Source organism: Sphingomonas sp. BK036 (assembly GCF_004216825.1).
Lineage (GTDB): Bacteria > Pseudomonadota > Alphaproteobacteria > Sphingomonadales > Sphingomonadaceae > Sphingomonas.
The window spans coordinates 970,653-993,917 of record NZ_SGXR01000003.1; the positions used below are offsets into that span (position 1 = coordinate 970,653).

At 67.9% G+C, this 23,265-nt stretch carries 20 protein-coding genes; 13 read left to right on the forward strand and 7 right to left on the reverse strand.

The features are described from left to right. Positions 1-22: 22 nt before the first annotated feature. The 4 genes from EV283_RS04555 to EV283_RS04570 all read left to right on the forward strand — a co-directional run bounded on the left by EV283_RS04555 (position 23) and on the right by EV283_RS04570 (position 7,381). Positions 23-910, forward strand: coding sequence for a Ku protein (locus EV283_RS04555; RefSeq protein ID WP_130322989.1), 888 nt, complete (start codon positions 23-25; stop codon positions 908-910). A 116-nt stretch (positions 911-1,026) separates the two neighbouring features. Further along, positions 1,027-3,549, forward strand: a complete 2,523-nt coding sequence (gene ligD / locus EV283_RS04560) for a DNA ligase D (RefSeq protein ID WP_130322991.1) — start codon at positions 1,027-1,029, stop codon at positions 3,547-3,549. A 267-nt stretch (positions 3,550-3,816) separates the two neighbouring features. Further along, positions 3,817-6,324 (forward strand): circularly permuted type 2 ATP-grasp protein, encoded by a 2,508-nt coding sequence (locus EV283_RS04565; RefSeq protein ID WP_130322993.1) that lies wholly within the window; start codon positions 3,817-3,819, stop codon positions 6,322-6,324. A gap of 163 nt (positions 6,325-6,487) precedes the next feature. Then, positions 6,488-7,381 (forward strand): transglutaminase family protein, encoded by an 894-nt coding sequence (locus tag EV283_RS04570; RefSeq protein WP_130322995.1) that lies wholly within the window; start codon positions 6,488-6,490, stop codon positions 7,379-7,381. A gap of 124 nt (positions 7,382-7,505) precedes the next feature. Here the strand turns inward: EV283_RS04570 and EV283_RS19045 are convergent, their stop codons facing one another. Further along, complete coding sequence (locus EV283_RS19045) at positions 7,506-7,655, reverse strand: hypothetical protein (RefSeq protein ID WP_207223028.1); 150 nt, start codon at positions 7,653-7,655, stop codon at positions 7,506-7,508. A gap of 92 nt (positions 7,656-7,747) precedes the next feature. Here EV283_RS19045 and EV283_RS04575 point away from each other — a divergent pair, with 92 nt between their 5' ends. From EV283_RS04575 to EV283_RS04600, 6 genes are all read left to right on the forward strand, one after another. Next, positions 7,748-8,683, forward strand: a complete 936-nt coding sequence (locus EV283_RS04575; RefSeq protein ID WP_130322997.1) for a DnaJ C-terminal domain-containing protein — start codon at positions 7,748-7,750, stop codon at positions 8,681-8,683. Positions 8,684-8,765: 82 nt separating this feature from the next. Continuing rightward, the gene (locus EV283_RS04580) at positions 8,766-9,656 is read left to right on the forward strand and encodes a YihY/virulence factor BrkB family protein (RefSeq protein WP_234422879.1); all 891 of its coding nucleotides are present in this window, start codon (positions 8,766-8,768) and stop codon (positions 9,654-9,656) included. Continuing rightward, on the forward strand, positions 9,653-10,456 hold the full coding sequence (gene fabI, locus EV283_RS04585) for an enoyl-ACP reductase FabI (protein ID WP_107956678.1): 804 nt from the start codon (positions 9,653-9,655) through the stop codon (positions 10,454-10,456). Before EV283_RS04580 ends, fabI begins: the two co-directional genes overlap by 4 nt. A 61-nt stretch (positions 10,457-10,517) precedes the next feature. Then, entirely contained in the window at positions 10,518-10,931 is a 414-nt protein-coding gene (locus tag EV283_RS04590; protein ID WP_130323001.1) for a DUF559 domain-containing protein, read from the forward strand. Continuing rightward, complete coding sequence (aroC, locus tag EV283_RS04595) at positions 10,928-11,995, forward strand: chorismate synthase (protein ID WP_130323003.1); 1,068 nt, start codon at positions 10,928-10,930, stop codon at positions 11,993-11,995. Before EV283_RS04590 ends, aroC begins: the two co-directional genes overlap by 4 nt. Positions 11,996-12,052: 57 nt before the next feature. Then, positions 12,053-12,529 carry a hypothetical protein gene (locus tag EV283_RS04600; RefSeq protein WP_130323005.1) on the forward strand — a complete coding sequence of 159 codons (477 nt, stop codon included), beginning with the start codon at positions 12,053-12,055 and terminating at the stop codon, positions 12,527-12,529. A gap of 58 nt (positions 12,530-12,587) precedes the next feature. Here the strand turns inward: EV283_RS04600 and EV283_RS04605 are convergent, their stop codons facing one another. The 4 genes from EV283_RS04605 to EV283_RS04620 form a co-directional block, all read right to left on the reverse strand. Next, positions 12,588-13,877, reverse strand: coding sequence for an adenylosuccinate synthase (locus EV283_RS04605; protein WP_130323007.1), 1,290 nt, complete (start codon positions 13,875-13,877; stop codon positions 12,588-12,590). Between the two features lie 30 nt (positions 13,878-13,907). Further along, positions 13,908-15,008 (reverse strand): ATP phosphoribosyltransferase regulatory subunit, encoded by a 1,101-nt coding sequence (locus EV283_RS04610; protein ID WP_130323009.1) that lies wholly within the window; start codon positions 15,006-15,008, stop codon positions 13,908-13,910. A 256-nt stretch (positions 15,009-15,264) separates the two neighbouring features. After that, on the reverse strand, positions 15,265-16,842 hold the full coding sequence (serA, locus tag EV283_RS04615) for a phosphoglycerate dehydrogenase (protein WP_130323011.1): 1,578 nt from the start codon (positions 16,840-16,842) through the stop codon (positions 15,265-15,267). Positions 16,843-17,051: 209 nt separating this feature from the next. Beyond that, positions 17,052-18,206 (reverse strand): phosphoserine transaminase, encoded by a 1,155-nt coding sequence (locus EV283_RS04620; RefSeq protein WP_130323013.1) that lies wholly within the window; start codon positions 18,204-18,206, stop codon positions 17,052-17,054. Positions 18,207-18,376: 170 nt separating this feature from the next. Between EV283_RS04620 and EV283_RS04625 the strand changes: the two genes are divergently transcribed. Both EV283_RS04625 and EV283_RS04630 read left to right on the forward strand, forming a co-directional pair. Beyond that, on the forward strand, positions 18,377-19,063 hold the full coding sequence (locus EV283_RS04625; protein WP_347400200.1) for an extensin family protein: 687 nt from the start codon (positions 18,377-18,379) through the stop codon (positions 19,061-19,063). Between the two features lie 46 nt (positions 19,064-19,109). After that, positions 19,110-19,994, forward strand: coding sequence for a TIGR00730 family Rossman fold protein (locus EV283_RS04630; RefSeq protein ID WP_130323015.1), 885 nt, complete (start codon positions 19,110-19,112; stop codon positions 19,992-19,994). Between the two features lie 123 nt (positions 19,995-20,117). Here the strand turns inward: EV283_RS04630 and EV283_RS04635 are convergent, their stop codons facing one another. Continuing rightward, positions 20,118-20,819 carry a cytochrome c family protein gene (locus tag EV283_RS04635; RefSeq protein ID WP_130323017.1) on the reverse strand — a complete coding sequence of 234 codons (702 nt, stop codon included), beginning with the start codon at positions 20,817-20,819 and terminating at the stop codon, positions 20,118-20,120. A 116-nt stretch (positions 20,820-20,935) separates the two neighbouring features. On the opposite strand from EV283_RS04635, the gene EV283_RS04640 reads away from it, so the two are divergent. Beyond that, positions 20,936-21,838, forward strand: a complete 903-nt coding sequence (locus EV283_RS04640) for a prephenate dehydratase (RefSeq protein ID WP_130323019.1) — start codon at positions 20,936-20,938, stop codon at positions 21,836-21,838. A gap of 44 nt (positions 21,839-21,882) precedes the next feature. Here EV283_RS04640 and EV283_RS04645 read toward each other — a convergent pair whose 3' ends face one another. Beyond that, entirely contained in the window at positions 21,883-23,265 is a 1,383-nt protein-coding gene (locus tag EV283_RS04645; protein ID WP_130323021.1) for an ATP-binding protein, read from the reverse strand.

Sequence of the window (23,265 nt, forward strand, 5' to 3'; positions counted from 1 at the left end):
CCGCAACGAAGGAACACGCAAGGTGGCAGCGCGCGCATATTGGCAGGGGCAGATCCGGCTCGCTCTGGTTTCGATCCCGGTCGAGATCTATTCGGCGACCAAGTCCGGCGCCGCGGTGTCGTTCAAGCAGATCCACGAGCCGTCGGGCCAGCCGATCCATTACGACAAGGTCGTCACTGGCATGGGGCCCGTCGACACTGACGAGATCATGAAGGGCTATGAGGTCTCGAAGGGCGAATATGTCCTGCTCGAGCAGGACGAGATCGACGCGGTGAAGCTCGAATCGAAGAAGACGCTCGAGCTGACGCAGTTCGTCGATGCGAGCGAGATCGACGTGCTCTATTACGAGAAGCCGTATTTCGTGGTGCCCGCCGACGACCTGGCGGAGGAGGCGTTCATCGTGCTGCGCGAGGCGCTGCGGCGGACGAAGAAGGTCGGGCTCGGCCAGCTGGCGATGCGCGGGCGCGAATATGTCGTGAGCCTGAAGCCGTGCGGGCGCGGCATGGTGCTGGAGACGCTGCGCTACGCCGACGAGGTGCACAAAGCGCAAGGCTATTTCCGCGACATCCCCGACGACAAGCCGTCCGAGGAGCTGCTCGAACTCGCCGAGGCGCTGATCACGAAGCGCAGCGGCGACTTCCATCCGCAGGACTTCCACGATCGCTATGTCGACGCGTTGAAGGACCTGATCGAGCGCAAGCGAAAGGCAAAGGGCAAGACGATCATCGACGACAAGGATAGCGGCGCGAAGACGGGATCGAACGTGGTCGACCTGATGGCGGCGTTGAAGAAGTCGATGGAGAAGGCTGGCGGGACTGCCGCGGCGGAGACGAAGGCGCCCGTCAAGAAGGCTCCGGCAAAGACCGCGGCCAAGGCCCCGGCGAAGACTCCGGCCAAGAAACGTGCATAGCCCCCTCGCCCCACCCCCCGTCATCCCAGCGAACGCTGGGATCTCCCCGTTACCCGCCATCCCCCTGCCGCACGAGATCCCAGCGTTCGCTGGGATGACGGCACTGGGGGCAGGCCGTGGCTGACGCTCCCGACCCCCTCGCGCTCTACAATGCCAAGCGGAACTTCGCGAAGACCGCGGAACCCGCGGGCACGCTGGCCCCCGGCAACGGCAACAGCTTCATGGTCCAGAAGCACGACGCCACCCGCCTGCACTGGGACTTCCGCCTCGAGATCGACGGCGTGCTCAAGAGCTGGGCGGTCACGCGCGGGCCGAGCCTCGACCCGGGGGAGAAGCGGCTTGCGGTCCGCACCGAGGACCACCCGTTAAGCTACGCCAGTTTCGAGGGCACGATCCCGGCGGGCGAATATGGCGGTGGCACGGTGATGCTGTGGGACCGGGGAACGTGGTCGCCGATCAAGGGCAAGTCGGCGAAGGATCTCGACAAGGGGCATCTCCACTTCGTGCTCGAAGGCGAGCGGATGAAGGGCGAGTGGCTGCTGATCCGCCTGAAGCCGCGCGCAAAGGAAAAGCGCGAGAACTGGTTGCTGCGCAAGATCGACGATGCGGCCGCGGGCGGGACGGATGTGCTGGTCGAGGAGGCGCTGACCAGCGTTTCGACCGGGCGGACGATGGTCGAGATCGCGGAGGGGAAGAAGCCGGCGCGGTCCCCCCGCCCGTCATCCCAGCGCAAGCTGGGATCTCAAGCCGCAAGCGCTCGGCAGGAGTCGCACAAGACCCCAGCTTCCGCTGGGGTGACGAGGAGTGGTCGGGGTGCGACCACCAAGCTGGTCGAGTTTCGCGATCTCCAACTCTGCACCCTCGTCGACGCCGTCCCGACCGGTTCCGCATGGCTGCACGAGGTCAAGTATGACGGCTACCGCGCACTCGTGTCCGTCGCGAACGGCAAGGCCAAGGTCTTCACCCGCAGCGGCCTCGACTGGACCGACAAATTCTCAGCCATCGCCGAGGCCGCCGCCAAGCTCCCCGTCACATCCGCGCTGATCGACGGCGAGATCGTCGCGTTCAAGGATGGGCACCCCGATTTCTCGACATTGAAGGACGCGATCTCCAGCGGCGGGGACATGACGCTGTTCGCGTTCGACCTGCTCGCGCTCGACGGCGAAGACCTGACCGCGCTCTCCAACCTAGACCGCAAGGCACGGCTCGAACCGCTGATCCCGACCGATGACGACCGCCTGCGCTATTCCGACCACGTCGTCGGCGCGGGCGAACAGTTGTTCGAGACGATGTGCCGCGAGGGTCTCGAAGGAATCGTCTCGAAACGCGCCGACGCGCCCTATCTCGGCAAGCGGACCAAGGCGTGGCTCAAGGTCAAATGCACGCATCGGCAAGAGTTCGTGATCGTCGGCTGGCTGCCCTCGGACAAGAAACGCGGGTTCAAGTCGCTGCTGCTCGGCGTCCGCGAGGGCAAGGGCTATCGCTATGCGGGCAAGGTCGGCACCGGCTTTGACCAGGCGCTGATGGACGATCTGCGCGACAGACTCGACGCGCTCGATCGCAAGACGCCGACGGTCGAGGCACCCAAGGCCGCCGTGCGCGGCGCGAAATGGGTGACGCCCAAACTGGTCGCCGAGATCGCGTTCGCCGAGGTGACGCCCGACGGCGTGCTGCGCCATTCGAGCTTCATCGGTCTGCGCGAGGACAAGGCGGCGAAGGACGTCGTCGCCGAAACCCCTGCCCCGCTGCCGCCCGCGGAAGACAGCGCGGCGCCGGTGACGACCGTCACGGTCAGCAGCCGTGACCGGCTGATCTTCGACGACTCGGACGTCACCAAGGGCGACCTCGCGGATTATTATGCCGCGGTGTCGGGGATCATGCTGCCGTTCGCGGGCAACCGACCGATCAGCCTCGTCCGCTGCCCGCAAGGCCGCTCGCGCGCCTGCTTCTTCCAGAAACACGATGCGGGCAGCTTCGGCGACGCGGTCCACAAGGTGCCGATCCGCGAGAAGGACGGATCGACCGAGGACTATCTGTATGTCGACGATGCCGACGGGCTGGTCGCGTGCGTGCAGATGGGGACGATCGAGTTCCATGGCTGGGGCTCGTCGAACGCGACGCTCGAGAAACCCGATCGGCTCGTATTCGATCTCGATCCCGACGAAGGGCTCGACTTTGGCGACACGAAGACGGCGGCGGAGCATCTGAACAACCAGTTGGCGGAACTGGGACTGGTCAGCTTTCCGATGCTGTCGGGGGGCAAGGGTGTGCATGTTGTCGTACCGCTGACCCCGGAGGCCGAATGGCCGGCGGTGAAGGACTTCGCCGACCGGTTCGCGCGCGCGCTGGCGGGGGCGGAGCCCGAACGCTTCGTCGCGACGATGGCGAAGGCAAAGCGAAAGGGGCGGATCTTCATCGACTGGCTGCGCAACCAGCGCGGGGCGACGGCAGTGATGCCATATTCGGCGCGGGCCAGAGCGGGGGCGCCGGTAGCGGCGCCGGTATCGTGGAGCGAGTTGCGCGATATCGAGACGGCGGCGCGCTGGGGTGTCCGGGATGGGGCGGAGTTGATCGCCCGGGCGGGGTCACGAGGTTTGGACGGTTGGGGCGTGGCGGATCAGGTTCTGCCGGATTTGTGAGAGGCCCCTCCCCCATCCACCACCCCGGCGGAGGCCGGGGTCCAATTGGCAAGGTGGTCGTAACGGAGCGCGGTCCCTCATTAGTATCGTCACCCAATTGGGCCCCGGCCTTCGCCGGGGTGGTGGCTTTGTTTGGGAGCGGTGGTTCGCCATTATCTACTGTTGCAAGGGAACAGGAAGGCGGCGCCCGCATGACATTTTATGTTGCGCCGCCGCGTCGAAAGGTGAAACACCGCCGGCTGTATTCAGGGGCTTGAGGCATTGGACATGGCGACGCACTCCGCGCCCCCGCTAGCTACGGCGCCGGCGACCGCGTTCGACGCGACGGTCCACGCCGACCGCTGGATCGCCGACTATTGCGCGCGCAGCACCAGCGCCGACGTGCTGTGCCCGGCCGCCGATGGCAGCGTCGATCCGGCATGGCCCGCGATGTTCGCCGAGCTGGCGATGGTCGCCTCGGACGATCTCGGCCACATCCGCGAACGCGTCCAGCGCCACGCGGTCGACATCGGCACGGGTTTTCGCATCGCCGACGAACCCGATGAGCGCCCCTGGCCCGTCTCGCCTGTGCCCTTGCTGATCGAGGCCGGCGAATGGGCGGGGATCGCGCGCGGCGTGATCCAGCGCGCGACGTTGATGGAGACGGTGATCGCCGATCTCTACGGCGAGGGAAAGCTGGTCGCGGACGGGCATATCCCCGCCGCGCTCGTCACCGGCAGCCCGTTCTTTCTGCGGCCGATGGTCGGGCTCGATCCGCCCGGCGGCCGGCATCTCGATTTCATCGCGATCGACCTGGGCCGTGGCCCCACGGGCGAATGGCGCGTGCTCGCCGATCACCTGCGCGCGCCCGCGGGCGCGGGCTATGCGCTCGAGAACCGGATCGCGGTCGGCCGCACGCTCGGCGGGTTGCAGGATCGGCTCAACGTCCAGCGGCACGCGCCGTTCTTCGCCGCGTTCCGCGCGGGAATCGCGGCGATGTGCAAGCGGACCGACCCGCGGATCGGGCTGCTGACGCCCGGGCGGTTCAACCCGAGCTATCCCGAACAGGCGCATCTCGCGCGCTATCTGGGGCTGTTGCTGGTCGAGGGCGCCGATCTCGCCGCGCTCGAGGACAAGGTCTATGTCCGCACGATCGGCGGGCTCAAGCGGATCGACGCGCTGTGGCGGCGGCTCGATCCGCGGCTGCTCGATCCGCTGGCGTTCGACACGCATTCGCAGATCGGCGTTCCCGGCCTGATCGACGCCTATGCCGCGGGCAACGTCGTGCTGTCGAACGCGCCCGGCTCGGCAGTGCTGGAGGCGCCGGCCTTCTCCGCCTTCCTGCCCAACCTCGCGCGGTCGCTGCTCGGCGAAGACCTTCTGCTGCCCAACATCGCTACCTGGTGGTGCGGGCAGATTGCGGCGAAGGAGAGCGTGGAGGCGAATTTCGACCGCCTGCTGATCGGTCCGGCCTTCCATGCGCGCCCGCTCGGCATGACCGGCGGCCCGACCGCGGGCGCCGACATTACCGGCGACGCGCGCACGGCGCTCCTGGCCGACATGGCGAACAGGCCGCAGGATTATGTCGGGCAGGAACTGGTCCGGCTCTCGACGATGCCGGTCGTCGTCGGCGATGAACTCGTGCCCCGTCCCTTCACGCTGCGCGTGTTCGCGGCACGGGGTGGCGACGGCGAATGGACGGTGCTGCCCGGCGGGTTCGCGCGGATCGGCGAGCATCCCGACGCGCGGGCGGCGGTGATGGGCGAGGGCATCTGGTCCGCCGACGTCTGCGTCTATGGCGCGGAGCCGGTCGCGCCGGTGTCGCTGCTGACCGCCGCGAATTCGCTGCAGGTGCGGCGCAATCCGGGGACGTTGCCGAGCCGGGTGGCGGACAATTTCTACTGGCTGGGCCGCTATCTGGAGCGCGGTGAGGCGCTGCTCGGCGCGATCCGGGTGATGCTGGGCAATTCGATCGACGTCGATGGCGGCGCGGGGCTGTCGCCGACGACGGTGGGCAAGCTCGTCGGGCTGATCGTCGGCGCCGGCAGCGCGCCGCATCCGCCGAGCCTGCGTCGCGCCGACCTGACTGCCCTCGCGCGGACCGCGATGGAGGACGAGGCGTGGCAGTCGATCCTGACGCTCAACCGCCACGCGCGTGAGATCGGCGAAGGCTCGCGCGACCGGTTGTCGGCGGACATGGTGCGGTTGCTCGAGGCGCCCTTCCCCACGCATCGCGGGATGCTCGAGCGCGCCGGATCGCTGCAACGCCGCTATGCCGCGATCGCGGGGCTGTCGGCGGAGCATATGGGGCGGACCGCGGCGTGGCGGTTCCACGATCTCGGCCGGCGCGTCGAGCGGGCGATGGCGATGGCGCGCGCGATCCGGTTGTTCGGGATGCCGGGGGCCTCGCCCGACGACTTGTCGGTGCTGCTCGACCTTGCCGACAGCCAGATCAGCTATCGCCAGCGCTATCCGACCGGGATCGCGCGCGTGCCGGTGATCGATCTGGTCGCGCTCGATCCGGGCAATCCACGCAGCCTCGCCTTCTCGGCGGAGCGGATCGCCGCGCGGCTGGCGGAACTGCCGGTGCTGAGCGACGACGAGATGGCGGAACCGCAACAGGCGCAGGCGACCGGGTTACAGGCGATCGTGATGACCGCGACGGCCGCGGCGCTGGATGCCGAGACGCTGGGCGATATCGAGCGGCGGCTGGGCGCGGTGTCGGACGCGCTGGCGCGGCGCTATTTCCTGCAAGGTGCCGAGCCGTTGCGGACCAGTGGGCTGACGTTGGCGTGATGGGCGGCGTGAGCGGCGTAATGCAAATCCTCCCCGGCACGGGGAGGGGGACCATGCATCGCATGGTGGAGGGGGCTCTCCACCAGCGCACTGCTCGCGGCGCGCCCCCTCCACCACCAGCAAACGGCTGGCGGTCCCCCTCCCCGTGCCGGGGAGGATTCTGATGATCTACGATATCCGCCACGTCACGACGTTCGATTATGGCGCGAGCGTCAAGTTCGCGCGGTGCAATCTGCGGTTGAAGCCGATCGACTGGCCGGGGCAGCAACTCGATTCCTATGCGCTGTCGGTCCACCCGGCCGGCCGGACCAGCGCCGCGCGCGCGGAGGCGGGGCTCGCCAACGTCACGCGGCTGGTGGTCGACAGCCCGGTCCGCCACCTGACGATCGAGAGCCGGTCGCGGATGACGGTCGACCGCCTCGTGCCCATCCCCGACGCGAGCGACCCGACGCTCGGCGAAATCGCGGCGATGGCGCGCGCGAGCACCGATCTGTCCGCGGCGAGCCCGGCGAATTATATCTACCCCTCGCCGCTGATCCCGCTCGACCAGGCGATCGCGGACTATTGCGCGATCGATCTTGACCCTTCGCGCGGCGCGCTGGAGGCGGGGATCGCGCTCGCCCGGCGCATCCAGCAGGAGTTCGAGTTCGATGCGGATGCGACGCTGGTCGACACCCCGCCGCACGAGGCGTTCCTGCAACGCAAGGGCGTGTGCCAGGATTTCGCGCAGATCATGATCACGGGCCTGCGCGCGGCGGGGCTGCCTGCGGCCTATGCGTCGGGCTATATCCGGACGATCCCACCCGCAGGCCAGCCGCGCCTCGTCGGGGCGGATGCGACGCATGCCTGGGTGTTGCTATGGTGCGGGCCGGTGCGCGGCTGGGTCGGGGTCGATCCGACCAACGGGATCTGGATGGCGAGCGACCATATCGTGATGGCGATCGGCCGCGACTATGCCGAGATCGCGCCGGTCGACGGGGTGGTGCTCGGATCAGGCGCGCAGAACATGGACGTCAGCGTCGATGTCGCGCCGTTGGACGAGGTGGCGTTCACCTGACCATTTCGCTTCCCTGTTCTCCCGCGAAGGCGGGAGCCCAGGAGCCACGATCGTCGTCCCTGATTACCCTGGGCTCCCGCCTTCGCGGGAGAACACGGTATAAAGGCCGGGTCCTGTAAGGACGTTACTTCTTATCCTCGTGCGGGTTCGGATAGGCGCCGCCGCCACTCTCGCCGCCCTGCTCCTTGGCCGGCGCGTCGTTGACGCCGTCCTTCTCCTTGGCGCCATCGTCGTTCTTGGGCACGCCCTGCATCGGTTGCTTGTCGGTCATCATCGTTTCCTCTCCAAGCATCAAACACCCCGCGCGCAATTGCGTTGCGGACGCCATCGCCCCACATAGATGCGCAAGTTAGAATGGGGACGTAAGTGGCCGATCCGTACAAGACTCTGGGTGTAGCGCGCGACGCGACCGAAGCCGACATCAAGAAGGCGTATCGCAAGCTCGCCAAGGAGCTTCATCCCGATCGCAACAAGGACAATCCGAAGGCGTCGGAAAAGTTCAGCCAGGTCACCAACGCGTACGACCTGCTGAACGACAAGGACAAGCGCGCGCGGTTCGACCGCGGCGAGATCGACGGCGACGGCAACCCGGCCTCGCCGTTCGGGTTTGGCGGTGGCGGCGGCGGACGTCCGCAGCCCGGCGGCTTCCGCAGCGAAGGCTATGAGGGTGGTGCCGGTGGCCCCGACATGAGCGATATCTTCGAAGGGCTGTTCGGGGGCGGGCAGCGGGGCGGCCCCGGCGGCTTTTCGAGCGGGTTCGGCCGCCGCGCGCAACCCAAGGGCGAGAACGTCGCCTATCGCCTGCAGGTCCCGTTCGTTGAGGCTGCCGCGCTGGAGCCGCAGCGCGTGACGCTGTCGGACGGCAAGACGCTCGACCTGAAACTTCCCGCCGGCGTCGAGACGGGCACGCAGATGAAGCTTGCCGGCAAGGGCGAACAGGGACCTGGCGGCGCGGGCGATGCGATCCTGACGATCGAGGTCCAGCCGCACAAATTCTTCACGCGCGATGGCGACGACGTGCGGATCGACCTGCCGATCACGCTGGCCGAGGCGGTGCTGGGCGGCTCGGTCAAGGCGCCGACGGTCGACAAGCCGGTGATGCTGACGATCCCCAAGGGCACGACGTCGGGCAGGACGCTGCGCCTCAAGGGCAAGGGATTCCACAAGAAGGGCGGCACGCGCGGCGACCAGCTGGTGACGCTGATGATCGACATTCCGGCGAGCGATGCGGCGCTGACCGCGTTCGTCGAGGGCTGGGCCGGGCGCGAGGCGGGGAACCCGAGGGGGTCCATGGGCGTCTGAACGCGTTGTGAACGACAGTCCCCTTACGCCCGAAGCGCGCGCGCACCAGCATGGTGGCGCACGCACCCGTCTCAATCGCGGCATGGCGAAGGTCAAGCCGGGCAGCCGCGCGTTCGAGGTGTTCAAGCGCGCCGCGATCGGCGTGTTCAACGACGGGTTCATCCATGCGGGGAACCTCGCCTATCTCGCGCTGATGACGGTGTTTCCGTTCTTTATCGTCGCGGCGGCGATCCTGTCGCTGTTCGGGCAGAGCGTCGAGACGGTGCGCGCGGTCGAATCGTTCCTGAACGTGTTGCCGCCCAATGTCGGCGATCTGTTGCGCAAGCCGATCGCCGACGTGCTTGCCGCACGGACCGGGTCGCTGTTGTGGCTGGGCGCGCTCGTCGGGTTGTGGACGGTCGGCAGCTTCGTCGAGACGATCCGCGACATCTTCCACCGCGCCTACGGAATCAAGGCGACTGCGCCGTTCTGGAAATCGCGGCTTGGATCGTCGGCAGTGATTATCCTGTCGGTGGTGATCGCGCTGCTCTCGTTCCTCGTCCAGGGTATCCTGACCGCGGCCGAGCAGTTCATCTACCGGCTGGTCCCGTTCGCGCAGGACGCCGCGGGCTGGGTCGGGCTGTCGCGGCTGATCCCGGGCCTGCTGATGTTCGGCGCGCTCTATTTGCTCTTCTATTCGGTGACGCCGTCGCGTTATCGCTATTCGAAGTGCCGGAAATGGCCGGGCGCGCTGTTCACCACCGCCTGGTGGGTCAGCGCGACCGCATTGCTGCCGGTGATCCTGTCGCGGCTCGGCGGGTACGACTTAACCTATGGTAGTCTCGCTGGCGTCGTCATCATGCTGTTATTTTTCTATGTCATCGGGCTCGGGCTGGTATTCGGCGCGCATCTGAACGCAGCACTGGCGGAACCCCTCGAAACCACGCTAGAGCAACCCGCTACGGATATGCAGGTACAGGCGGGAACGGCGTGAACGGTTTGATGGCGGGCAAGCGTGGGTTGATCATGGGTCTGGCGAACGACAAGTCGCTGGCCTGGGGGATCGCCAAGAAGCTGTCCGAGGCGGGCGCCGAACTCGCGTTCAGCTATCAGGGCGAGACGATGGAGAAGCGCGTCCGCCCGCTCGCCGAGCAATTGGGCGTCGCACGGCTGTTCGATTGCGACGTGTCCGACATGGCCGCGCTCGACGCGACGTTCGACAAGTTAGCGGAAGAATGGCCGACGATCGACTTCGTGGTCCACGCGATCGGCTTTTCGGACAAGAACGAGCTGCGCGGGCGGTTCGTCGATACCAGCCTCGACAATTTCCTGATGACGATGAACATCAGCGTCTATTCGTTCGTCGCGGTCGCGCAGCGCGCCGCCAAGATGATGACCGAAGGCGGCGCGATGCTGACGCTCAGCTATTACGGCGCCGAGAAGGTCATTCCGCATTACAACGTGATGGGTGTGGCGAAGGCCGCGCTCGAGACGAGCGTGCAGTATCTTGCGGTCGATCTGGGTCGCGACAACATCCGCGTGAATGCGATCTCGGCCGGCCCGATCAAGACGCTGGCCGCCAGCGGGATTGGCGATTTCCGCCTGATCCTCAAGTGGAACGAGCTGAACTCCCCGCTCAAGCGCAACGTCACGATCGACGATGTCGGCGGCGCGGGGCTGTATCTGCTGAGCGACCTGGCTTCGGGTGTGACGGGCGAGACCCATCATGTCGACGCCGGCTACAACGTGATCGGCATGAAAGCCGAAGACGCCCCCGACATCGCACTGGCCTAAACCCCTCTCCCCTCCGGGGAGAGGGAGGGGCCCATGCGAAGCATGGGAGGGTGAGGGCAAGGTGAGGCAACACGACGGCACCGAAGCGCTGAACCGAACTCGCCAGTTGCGACGCGACCCAACGGAGGCGGAGACCCGCTTGTGGCAGAACCTCCGCAGCCGCCGCCTCGCCGACTTCAAGTTCCGCCGCCAGGTCTGGATCGGCCCGTTCATCGCCGATTTCCTCTGCATCGACGCCATGCTCGTCGTCGAGGTAGACGGCAGCCAGCATATCGGTGACGAGGCCTATGATGCCGACAGAACCGCCTACCTCGCGAACAAGGGATATCGTGTGATCCGTGTCTGGAACAACGACGTGATGCAGCGGATGGACGGGGTGCTCGCCGCGATCCTGTCGGCGCTTAGCAGCGTGCCCTCACCCTCCCATGCTTCGCACGGGCCCCTCCCTCTACCCGTCGGGGAGAGGGCCAAGTGAGCGTCAATACTTTCGGGCGGATGTTCCGCTTCACGACCTGGGGTGAGTCGCACGGCCCGGCGCTCGGCGCGGTGGTCGACGGCTGCCCCCCCGGTATCCCCCTCACCGAAGCCGATATCCAGCCCTGGCTCGACAAGCGCCGCCCCGGCACCTCGCGCTTCACGACGCAGCGGCGCGAGCCGGATACCGTCCGCATCCTCTCGGGCGTGTTCGACGGCCGCACCACGGGCACGCCGATCAGCCTGATGATCGAGAATGTCGACCAGCGCTCGAAGGATTATTCGGACGTCGCCAAGGCCTATCGCCCCGGCCATGCCGACTATGCCTATGACGCCAAATACGGCTTTCGCGATTATCGCGGCGGCGGCCGCTCGTCCGCGCGCGAGACCGCGGCGCGTGTCGCCGCCGGTGCGGTCGCGCGGCTGGTCGTGCCACAGGTGCGGGTGCGCGCCTGGGTCGAGGCGATCGGTGGCGACGCGATCGATCCCGCCAACTTTGACGACGCGCAGATCGACAAGAACCCGTTCTTCTGCCCCGATGCCGAGGCTGCGCTGCGCTGGGAGGCTTTGGTCGACGCCGCGCGCAAGTCCGGGTCGTCGCTGGGCGCGGTGATCGCGTGCGAGGCGACCGGCGTGTCGGCCGGCTGGGGCGCGCCGCTCTATGCCAAGCTCGATTCCGAACTCGCCTCGGCGTGCATGAGCATCAACGCGGTCAAGGGGATCGAGATCGGCGACGGGTTCGCCGCCGCCGCGCTGTCGGGCGAGGCCAATGCGGATCCGATGCGCCCCGGCGTCGACGGCCCCGAATTCCTTGCCAACCATGCCGGCGGGATCGCGGGCGGAATCGCCACCGGCCAGCCGATCCGGCTGCGAGTCGCGTTTAAGCCAACCAGCTCGATCCTCACCCCCGTCGAGACGATCAGCCCGACCGGCGAGGCCGCGACGATCGCAACCAAGGGGCGTCATGATCCGTGCGTCGGAATCCGCGGAGTCCCCGTCGTCGAGGCGATGGTGGCGCTCGTTCTGGCAGACCAGGCGCTGCTCCATCGCGGGCAGTGCGGCTGACCAGGGAACATACACGGCGCTGAAGCGCTTGCTCTTCAATAACTTAGGAGAGTGATAATGCGCATTTTGACTTCGATCGCCGCAGCAGCCCTGATCATCCCGGGCGTGGCCATGGCACAGACGAGCACCGGCGGCGCGATGGGCGGCACGATGGGTGGCGGCACCACGGGCGGTACGGCCTCGGGCAGCATGAACGGCGGCATGTCGGGCAGCACCATGGGCCAGACCAAGTCCACGACCGCTGGTTCGACCGCAACGACGCGCACGCAGCGCGGCACGAAGGCACGTAGCCGCACGCGTGGTACGGCATCGGGCACGACGTCGGGCACCGCCTCGGGCACGATGGGCACCGGCACGACCGGCAGCACGATGTCGGGTACGACCGGCAGCACGATGGGCGCCGACACGATGGGCGGCACGACCGGCACCATGGGCGGTACTACCGGCACGATGGGTGGCACCACGGGCACGATGGGCGGTACGACCGGCGGCACTATGGGTTCGACCACCGGGACCACCGGCACGCCGCGCTGATCACAGCCACGGCTAACGAATGAAAGGCCGGGCGAGCGATCGCCCGGCCTTTTTTGTGTCAGTCCGAGAACGGGTCGCGGACGAGGATCGTGTCGGCGCGCTGCGGGCTGGTCGACACCAGCGTCACCGGGCAGCGGATCAGCTCTTCGATGCGGCGGATATACTTGATCGCCTGCGCGGGCAGGTCGGCCCAGCTGCGCGCACCGGCCGTCGTCTCCTGCCAGCCTTCCATCGTTTCGTAGATCGGCTCGACCAGCGCCTGGTCTGCCGCATGCGCCGGGAAATAATCCAGCGTCTCGCCGCGCAGCTTATAGCCGGTGCAGATCGACACGGTCTCGAACCCGTCGAGCACGTCGATCTTGGTCAGTGCGATGCCGGTGATGCCACCGACCGCGGCTGCCTGGCGTACCAGCACCGCATCGAACCAGCCGCAACGCCGCTTGCGCCCGGTGACGGTGCCGAACTCATGGCCGCGTACGCCGAGGCGCTCGCCGGTCTCGTTCTCGAGCTCGGTCGGGAACGGGCCCGAACCCACTCGCGTCGTGTACGCCTTGGCGATGCCGAGCACGAAGCCGACCGCCGCTGGCCCGAGACCCGACCCGCCGGCAGCGGCACCCGAGATGGTGTTCGACGAGGTCACGAACGGATAGGTGCCGTGATCGACGTCGAGCAGCACGCCCTGCGCGCCCTCGAACAGGATCCGCTTGCCCGCCGCGCGTGCGGCGTTGAGATCGCGCCACACGGGCTTGGCGAAGGGCAGCACGAAGCCGGCTATCTCGCGCAGCTCGGCGATCAGCCGCGCGCGGTCGATCGGCGGCTCGCCGAAGCCAGCACGCAGCGCGTCGTGATGCGCGGTCAGGCGATCGAGCTGCGGGCCCAGATCGTCGAGATGTGCCAGATCGCACACGCGGATCGCACGACGGCCGACCTTGTCCTCGTAGGCCGGGCCAATGCCGCGCCGCGTCGTGCCGATCTTGCCCGCGCCGCTTGCATCCTCGCGCAAACCGTCGAGGTCGCGGTGGAACGGCAGGATCAGCGCGCAGGTATCGGCGATGCGCAGCGTCTCGGGGGTCGCGACGACGCCCTGCGCGCCAAGCCGGGCGATCTCGTCCTTGAGCGCCCAGGGATCGAGCACCACGCCGTTACCGATGAACGACGGCGTACCACGCACGATGCCAGAGGGCAGCAGCGACAGCTTGTACACATTCTCGCCGACGACCAAAGTGTGGCCGGCGTTGTGGCCGCCCTGGAACCGCACGACCATGTCGGCCCGCTCGGCGAGCCAGTCGACGATCTTGCCCTTGCCTTCGTCGCCCCATTGCGCGCCGATGACTGCTACGTTGGCCAAACTTTATCTCCTGAGGATTACCCGCAGCGCCTACAGCGCGCGGGGGCCGCCCGCTACCCAAACATGCGTGCAGACCTGTGCTTCGGGGGTATCGCCCGCCTCGAGCGCGGCGACGGTGACCCAGCCCTGCGCGCGCATCGCCGCGCCTTCGCTGGCCGGCGTACCGAACGGCAGGAACAGGCGGCGGCGATCGACGCTCGCGGTGCGCCCGACCAGCGCATCGGCGAACAGCGAGAAACCGGTCGCGGCTTCCTCCGCGCCCGTCTCGTGGACGATCGTGTAGGTACCGCCGCGGCCGACCTCCCGCGCGCTGCCATCGGCAAACAGCGAGAAGCCGAGCCAGCTCTGATATTCGAACCCGTGCCGCTCGGTCGGATCGAGCGTCAGCGCGACCCGACCGTCGATCGCATCGGCGATCCGCGCGAGCGCGTCGAGACGCGAGGCGAGCGCGCCGCTCGTGTCGAACGCGCGCAACCGCTCCATCGCCTGCGCGAACGGCCCGGCGGCCTCGATCAGCGGAAGGTAGGCGGGCGCGAGCGCGGCGACCGCGCCGGCGTCCTTGGCATCGAGGCGGTCGCGCAACGTCGCGACGTGTTCGGGGGCGACGGGGAGCGGGCCGGCGGCGAGCGTCGGCACGAGATCAGGGAGCGTGAAGTCGATCGAGGCGCCGGTGACATCGGCGGCGGTGATCATGTCGACCGCGACCGCGACGAGTTCCTGTGCGGCGGCAACCGAATCGAGCCCGATCAGCTCGCAGCCGATCTGCCGCGTCTCACGCGCGGGCGCGAGCTGCGATGCGCGCAGTTTGAGAACGGAACCCGCATAGCTCAGCCGCACCGGCCGCGGGTGATGCCCCATCCGCGTCGCGGCGATCCGCGCGACCTGCGCGGTGATGTCAGGGCGGATCGCGAGCGTGCGCTGCGATACCGGATCGACGAAGCGGACCGCGTCGTGCAGCCCGCCGGCCTTCAACCGCATCTCAAGACCATCGGCGAATTCGGCGAGCGGCGGATCGACGCGCTCATAGCCGTGGAGGCGCGCGGCCTCGAGCACGCGGGCTTCCAGCGCCCCCGCCGAATCGGCGAAGGGCGGCAGGCGATCTCTAAATCCCTCGGGGAGCAAAGCAGTCATGCGCGAGCCTCTAGAGCAGGTTGCCGCCAGATTGAACTGCGTTCGTCGGCATGACGTACATGCTCAGCAAGCAGTGATAGAAACCGGCCCTCGCACGATCCTCCCCCGCCAGGGGGAGGTGGCAGGCGCAGCCTGACGGAGGGGGCGGATAGGGAAACGTCTGCTCCGTGTCCTCCCCCTCCGACGCCTCCGGCGCCACCTCCCCCTTGCGGGGGAGGATTGAGTTACAGCTGCCAGTCGTTCGGCAGCCCGGCCGTTAGAAGTTCAGGCCCATTGCGGTCTTCACGCCCGGCAGCGCGCGGACCTTGGTCAGCAGGTCCGGCGTCACCGCCTCGTCGACCGACAGCAGCAGCACCGCCTCGCCGCCCGCCGAGCGGCGGCCGAGGTGGAAGGTGCCGATGTTGACGCCCGCCTCGCCCAGCGCGGTGCCGAGGCGGCCGATGAAGCCCGGCGCGTCGACATTGACGACGTAGAGCATCGGCCCCGCCAGATCGGCCTCGATCTTCACCCCGAACAGCTCGACCAGGCGCGGCGCCTGGTCGCCGAACAGCGTGCCCGCGACCGACCGCTCGCCATCCTCGGTGCGGACCGCGACGCGCAGCAGCGTGTGGTAATCGCCCTCGCGCTCTGTCCGGACCTCGCGGACCTCGACGCCGCGGTCGCGCGCGATCAGCGGTGCGTTGACCATGTTGACGGTCGCGGTCTGCGTCTTGAGGAACCCGGCGAGCACCGCGCTGGTGATCGGCTTGGGGTTGAGCTCGGCGGCGGCACCCTCGCTATGCACCGAGATCCGGTCGATCGAGCCGTGCGCGAGCTGGCCGACCATCGAGCCGAGCTTTTCGGCGAGCGCCATATAGGGCTTGAGCCGCGGCGCTTCCTCGGCCGACAGCGACGGCATGTTGAGCGCGTTGGTAACGCCGCCCGACATCAGGAAATCGGCCATCTGCTCGGCGACCTGGATCGCGACGTTGACCTGCGCCTCGCTGGTCGACGCGCCGAGATGCGGCGTGCTGACAAAGTTGGGCGTGCCGAACAGCGGCGAGGCCTTGGCGGGCTCGTCGACGAACACGTCGAGCGCGGCGCCGCCGACCTGCCCCGAATCGAGCGCCGCCTTCAGCGCGACCTCGTCGATCAGGCCACCGCGGGCGCAGTTGATGATCCGCACGCCCTTCTTGGTCTTGGCGAGCGCCTCGGCCGAGAGGATGTTGCGCGTCTGGTCGGTCAGCGGCGTGTGCAGCGTGATGAAGTCGGCGCGTGCGAGCAGATCGTCGAGCGTGACCTTCTCGACGCCCATCTCGATCGCGCGCTCGGGCGTCAGGAACGGATCGAACGCGACGACCTTCATCTTGAGCCCGCGCGCACGGTCGGCGACGATCGAACCGATATTGCCCGCGCCGATCAGGCCGAGCGTCTTCGACGTCAGCTCGACGCCCATGAAGCGGTTCTTCTCCCACTTGCCGGCCTGGGTCGAGGCGTCGGCCTCGGGCAACTGGCGGGCGAGCGCGAACATCAGCGCGATCGCATGCTCGGCGGTGGTGATCGAGTTGCCGAACGGCGTGTTCATCACGACGACGCCCTTGGCCGAGGCGGCGGGGATGTCGACGTTATCGACGCCGATGCCGGCGCGGCCGACGACCTTCAGGTTGGTCGCGTGCTCGAGGATTTCCTTGGTGACCTTGGTCGAGCTGCGGATCGCGAGACCGTCATACGCGCCGATCATCGCCATCAGTTCGGCGGGCGTCTTGCCGGTGATCTCGTCGACCTCGACGCCGCGCTCGCGGAAGATCTGCGCGGCGCGGGGATCCATTTTGTCGGAAATGAGGACTTTTGGCATGGGATTGCTCCTGGGAATTTCGGGAAATCGGGGGGTGCGCGTTCGGTTTACGACCCCATCCTCACCCCATTCCGTCACCCCGGCGGACGCCGGGGCCCATGGTTGCGGTCCGCGTCATGAGCGGATGCTCCGTGTCCATGGGTCCCGGCGTTCGCCGGGATGACGGAGAGGGGGTGGGTGTCGGCGGACGAACGAACGCGCGGTAGCGGTTAAGCGGACTTGGCGGTCGCGTAGGCCCAATCGAGCCACGGCCCGAGCGCCACGATATCGGCGGTGTCAACGGTCGCGCCGCACCAGATTCGCAGGCCCGGGGGCGCATCACGATAGCCCGCGACGTCATACGCAGCGCCAGCCTTCTCGAGCGCGGCGGCCATCGCCTTGATCATCGCCTCGTCGGCACCCTCGACCGTCAGGCAGACGCTGGTGCGAGACCGCGTCGCCGGATCGGCCGCGAGATGGCCGAGCCAGTCGCGGTCCGCCACGATCTTGTCGAGCGCCGCAGCATTGGCGTCGGAGCGTGCGATCAGCCCGTCCTCGCCGAGCGACTTCGCCCATTCGAGGCTGAAGATCGCGTCCTCGACCGCCAGCATCGACGGGGTGTTGATCGTCTCGCCCTTGAACACGCCCTCGGCGAGCTTGCCCTTCGAGACGAGGCGGAACACCTTGGGCAACGGCCAGGCGGGCGTATAGGTCTCGAGCCGCTCGACCGCGCGCGGGCCGAGGATCAGCACGCCGTGCGCGCCCTCGCCGCCGAGCACCTTCTGCCACGAGAAGGTCGCGACATCGATCTTGCTCCAGTCGATGTCATAGGCAAACACGCCCGACGTCGCATCGGCGAACGACAGGCCCTCACGGTCGTCGGGGATCCAGTCCGCGTTCGGCACGCGCACGCCGCTGGTGGTGCCGTTCCAGGTGAACAACACGTCGTTCGACCAGTCGACCGAGTCCAGATCGGGGATCTGCCCGTAATCGGCGCGGATCACATTGGGGTCGATCTTCAACTGCTTGACCGCATCGGTCACCCAGCCCTCGCCGAAGCTTTCCCAGGCGAGCGCGGTGACGCCTCGCGCGCCCAGCATCGTCCACATCGCCATCTCGTACGCGCCGGTGTCGGAGCCGGGGACGATGCCGATGCGGTGCGTGGTCGGAAGCTTCAGCAGTTCGCGCATCAGGTCGATGCTGTACTGGAGGCGGGTCTTGCCGATCTTCGAGCGATGCGAGCGACCGAGCGAAGCGGTGGCGAGCTTGTCCGCGGACCAGCCCGGAGGCTTCGCGCAGGGACCGCTGGAGAAAAAGGGGCGTGCCGGTTTGGTGGCAGGCAGCGCAGGCGCACCCGTGGCGGGGGCGTAGGTCGTATCAGTCATGTATCTCTCCTCACAGAGAGCACGCGCGGCGTTGGGACCGCGTGGCCCGTCGCCGGCCCTAAACACGTGGCGCGGGGAGTCAACCGCGCCGGACTCGCTCCACCGCGCCGCGCCCTCGCCCCGTCACCCCGGGCTTGTTCCGAGGCCGGTGGTGCAGCACGTCGTCCATCATGCGGGGTAAGACGATGGGCGAACACGGAAATACGCGCAGCGTCACGGCGATGGCGATGCTGGCGTTGGCGGTTGCCGGCTGCGGTCGTGCCGATCGCCCCGCGGCCCCGCAACAGACGCGCCCCAACCTGTCGGTCCCAAGCAATCGCGAGACCGCACAGTGTCTTGCCGACCTGCGCGAGCTTCACGTCTCGTTCCAGGTGCTGCCCGACCGCGAGACCGGGCCCGGCTGTGGCCTGTCGGGCACCGTGAAGCTCGTCGACATCGGCGTCCCCGTCGCCAATCTCACCGCGGTGCGCTGCGGCGCGGCGCGGGCGTTCATCGGCTGGACCAGCAACGCGGTCGCGCCCGCCGCCTACCAGATGCTCGGCAGCGAGCTCGCGCGGATCGACAGCATGGGCAGCTATGCGTGCCGCAACGTCGTCGGCTCGGCGCGGAACGCTACGCGCCGCTCAGGCCATGCGATCGCCAACGCGGTCGATGTCGGCGGGTTCGTGCTGAAGGACGGGCGGCGGATCACCGTGTTGAACGACTGGAATTCGCCCGATCCGCAGGTGCGGCAGTTCCTTCAGACCATCCGCGCGTCGGCGTGCAAGCGATTCGGGACGGTGCTGAGCCCCGACTACAACGCCGCGCACCGCAACCACCTGCATCTCGAGGACGATCGCGCGAATTTCTGCCGTTAGTACACTGGTCTAGCGGCGTGCGCCCGTTTCCTCTAATCCCGCCTGAATGACAGATACACGCATACCGTCGCGCGTTTTCGCGAATGCCAGCCAGGACGCCGAGTCCGCTCGCGAGATCGTTTCCACCCCGCAAACCCAGCATGCGCATTACCGCCTCGCCTTCCAGGACATGGACTTCCTGCTCCGCGAAGACCTGCGCCCGGTGCGGTTCCAGCTCGAGCTGCTCAAGACCGAACTCGTCCTCGAGGAGGCGAAGATCGCCTCGACCTTCGTGTTTTACGGCTCGGCGCGGATCCCCGAGCCTTCGAAGGCCAAGGCACTGCTCGAACTCGCCACCGACGACAAATCGCGCAAGATCGCCGAACGGCTCGTCGAGAAGTCGAAATATTACGACGTCGCGCGCGAGCTCGCCGCGAAGGTCAGCGTGCTGCCGCGCGACGAGCGCGGCTGGCGGCAGTTCGTGGTGTGTTCGGGCGGCGGTCCGTCGATCATGGAGGCCGCAAACCGTGGTGCGACCGATGTCGGCGCCGAATCGATCGGGCTCAACATCGTCCTGCCGCACGAGCAGGCGCCCAACCCCTATGTGACCCCGTCGCTGTCGGTGCAGTTCCATTACTTCGCGCTGCGCAAGATGCACTTCCTGCTCCACGCGCGCGCGCTGGCGGCATTCCCGGGCGGGTTCGGAACGTTCGACGAGCTGTTCGAGCTGCTGACGCTGATCCAGACGGGCAAGATCCAGCCGATCCCGGTGCTGCTGTTCGGCCGCGCCTTCTGGGAGCGGGTCGTGAATTTCGATGCGCTGGTCGAGGAAGGCGTCGTAAGCGAGAAGGATCTCGGGATCTTCCGCTATGTCGAGACCGCGGACGAGGCGTGGGACGCGGTGCAGTCCTTCTACCGCGAGCGGGCTGCGGAGGACGCGGCGGACGCCTGACGCTCTGCTCCCTCTCCCCCTTCCGGGGAGAGGGTCGGAGTGAGGGGCTGTTCCAGGTGACGCGCTGCTGGGCTGCCCCTCACCCCAGCCCTCTCCCCGGAGGGGAGAGGGAGCAGGAAACCACTACTTCTCCGAGCGGGCGCCCTTGCGCGCGGCTTCGGGGTCGACCGACGGCGCGCCGGAGGCGGGGGTGCCGGTGTTGGCGATGTCCGCAGTGGGTGCGCCCTCGGTGGCCGCGGCTTCCGCCGCGTTCGCGGTCGCGGGCTGATCCTTGGCGGCCGGCGCGGCGCCCGCAGCAGGCGCCGCGGGGAGCGGCAGGTTCGAGCCCTGCTGATTGAGATACAGGATCACGTTCGCGCGATCCTGTGCGTTGCCGAGGCCGGCGAACGTCATCTTGGTGCCGTTGGCGAACTTGCGCGGGCTGGTCAGCCAGGCGTTGAGCTTGTCGAAATCCCACTTGCCGCCGACGCCGGCCAGCGCCGCCGAGAAGGCATACCCGCCCTTGCCCTTGGCGATTTCCTCGCCGACCGTGCCGTACAGGTTCGGGCCGACGCCGTTCGCGCCCCCCTGGTTGATCGTGTGGCAGGCGGCGCACTTCTTGAACACCTCGGCGCCCTTGGCGGCGTCGGCGGTCGGCAGCAGCGAGGCGATCGGAACTTCGGCGGCAGCACCCTCGCCGCCCTCGGCGACCACGCCCTCGATCGCATAGCCCATCTTCTCGGGGCGCTCGCCGTGGAACATCATCCCACCGACGATCGACAGCCCGAGTGCCGCACCACAGCCTGCGAGCACCCAGCCGGCGATCGTATTGGTCCGATTGTCCATCTTGTGCATCCGCCCTGTTCTGTTTGGAATAGCCATAGAAAAGGCGGACGCGCACCGCAACCCGCGGCTGCACCCACTCTTGAACATGCCCGCCCGGCTTAGTACGCGCCCGGCGCATGGAAAACTTCGCCGCACCCGCCCGCCCCATCGTCGCGCGGATGACAGAAGCCGCCGCCGCCGATCCAGCGCGCGCCGTCGCATTCCAGGGCGCGCCGGGCGCCAACAGCCATGTTGCGGCGGTCGAGGCGTTCCCGGATGGCCTCCCCCTGCCCTGTTTCGATTTCTCCGACGCGATCGACGCGGTGAAGGACGGCCGCGCCGACTGCGCGATCATCCCGATCGAGAATTCGCTGCACGGCCGCGTCGCCGACATTCATTTCCTGCTGCCCGAATCGGGGCTGGTCATCACCGGCGAGCATTTCCTGCCGATCCGCCATGCGCTGATGGGGACAGGCCCGCGCGACCGGATCCGCCAGGCGATGAGCCACCCGCAGGCGCTCGGCCAATGCCGCCACTGGCTCAAGGCGCACGGGATCGAGCCGGTGAGCTATCCCGACACCGCGGGCGCTGCGGCGGTCGTCGCCGAGCTTGGCGATCCGGCGATCGCCGCGCTCGCGCCGCCGGCCGCCGCGGGGCTGTACGGACTGGAACTGCTAGCGACCGACATAGCCGATGCGGATCACAACACGACCCGGTTCGTGGTGCTGGCGCGGGGCGGCAAGCCCCCCGCGGCGCAGGAGCCGGTCGGGGGCGCATGGATGACGACGCTGATCTTCGAGGTGAGGAACGTCCCCGCCGCGCTCTACAAAGCGATGGGCGGCTTCGCGACCAATGCCGTCAACATCACCAAGCTCGAAAGCTACCAGCGCAACGGGAGTTTCTCGGCGACCGAATTCTACGCGGACGTGGTCGGCAAGCCGGGTGACGCGAACCTCGATCATGCGCTGGAGGAACTGGGGTTCCATTCCAAATGGCTGCGCGTGCTGGGGACGTATCGGCAGGCGCGGTCGCGAGGATAATCAACTCAGTCCGTCATCCTGACGAAAGTCAGGATGACGATGCGCTAGTTCGCGGCCGGCAACCGCAGCCGGACCAGCAACCCGCCGAGATCCTCGCTCTCCTCGAGCGCGACCGTTCCCTCGTAGATTTCGGCCACGTCGCGGACGATCGCGAGGCCCAGGCCGGTCCCGGGCTTGCCCGTATCCAGCCGCACGCCGCGATCGAAGATGCGGACGCGTTCTTCCTCGGGGATGCCGACGCCGTCGTCCTCGACGAGGAACTCGACGAACCCCGATTGCGCGCCGACCGTGACGAACACGCTGCCCCCGCCATATTTCGCCGCGTTCTCGATCAGATTCCCGAGCATCTCGTCGAGATCCTGCCGCTCGACATGAACCTGCAGCCCGCGCGGCCCGGTCACGTCGATCCGGACATGGCGATACAGCCGCCCGACCGCGCGCTCGACGGATTCGAGACTCGGCCACACATCGGCGCGGCTGTGCGCAGACCCGCGCCGACCCACCGCGCGCGCGCGCGCGAGATGATGATCGACCTGCCGCCGCATCGTCCGCGCCTCGCGGATCACCGTGTCGGCGAGATCGTCCGACTGCGCGGTGGCGGCGTTCATGATGACCGTCAGCGGCGTCTTGAGCGCATGCGCGAGGTTGCCGGCGTGGCGTCGCGCCTCCTCCGCCTGGCGTTCGTTGTGCTCGATCAGCGCGTTGAGTTCCTCGACCATCGGCGCGACCTCGACCGGCATCGCGCTCGACACGCGGTTCGACTGGCCCGCGCGCATCCGCGCGATCTCCTCGCGCACGCGGCGCAGCGGCCAGAGCCCGTAAAAGGTCTGGAGCGCCGCCATCACGATCAACCCGAGCGCGAGCAGCGCGAAGCTGCGGACGAGCGTGCGGCGCAGCGTCGTGATCTGCGCGTCGAGCCCGTCGCGGCTCTGCGCGACCTGGAACCGCCAGTGGACCTTGGAGCCGGGGATGACCGCGTCGCGCTCGACGATCCGCAGCTTCTCGTCGGGGAATTGCGTGCTGTCGTAAAAATGCGCGTTGCGATCGTCGTGCGGGCTGCCGAACGCGAGCTTGCGATCCCAGAGCGACCGCGACGGGAAATCCTCGCGCCCCTTGCCCGAGACCTGCCAGTAGAGCCCGGAATAAGGCTCGACGAAGCGCTGGTCGGCGGCGGCGTCGCGCGAGAAGATCACCTCCCCCTCGGGCCCGATCTCGGAGGAATTGAGCAGCGACCGCAGGACATATTCGAGCTGGTCGTCGAAATTGCGGGTCACGGCCTGCGTCAGCACGCGATCGAGCGCGAACCCGCCGCCGCTGAGCAGCACGACGATCCAGACCGCCGCGATCAGGATCATCCGTCGCGACAACGATCCCTTCACGGCCGCCGGCACGCGGATCGGTCCCTCTGTCAGCGGCGCGGTGTCCAT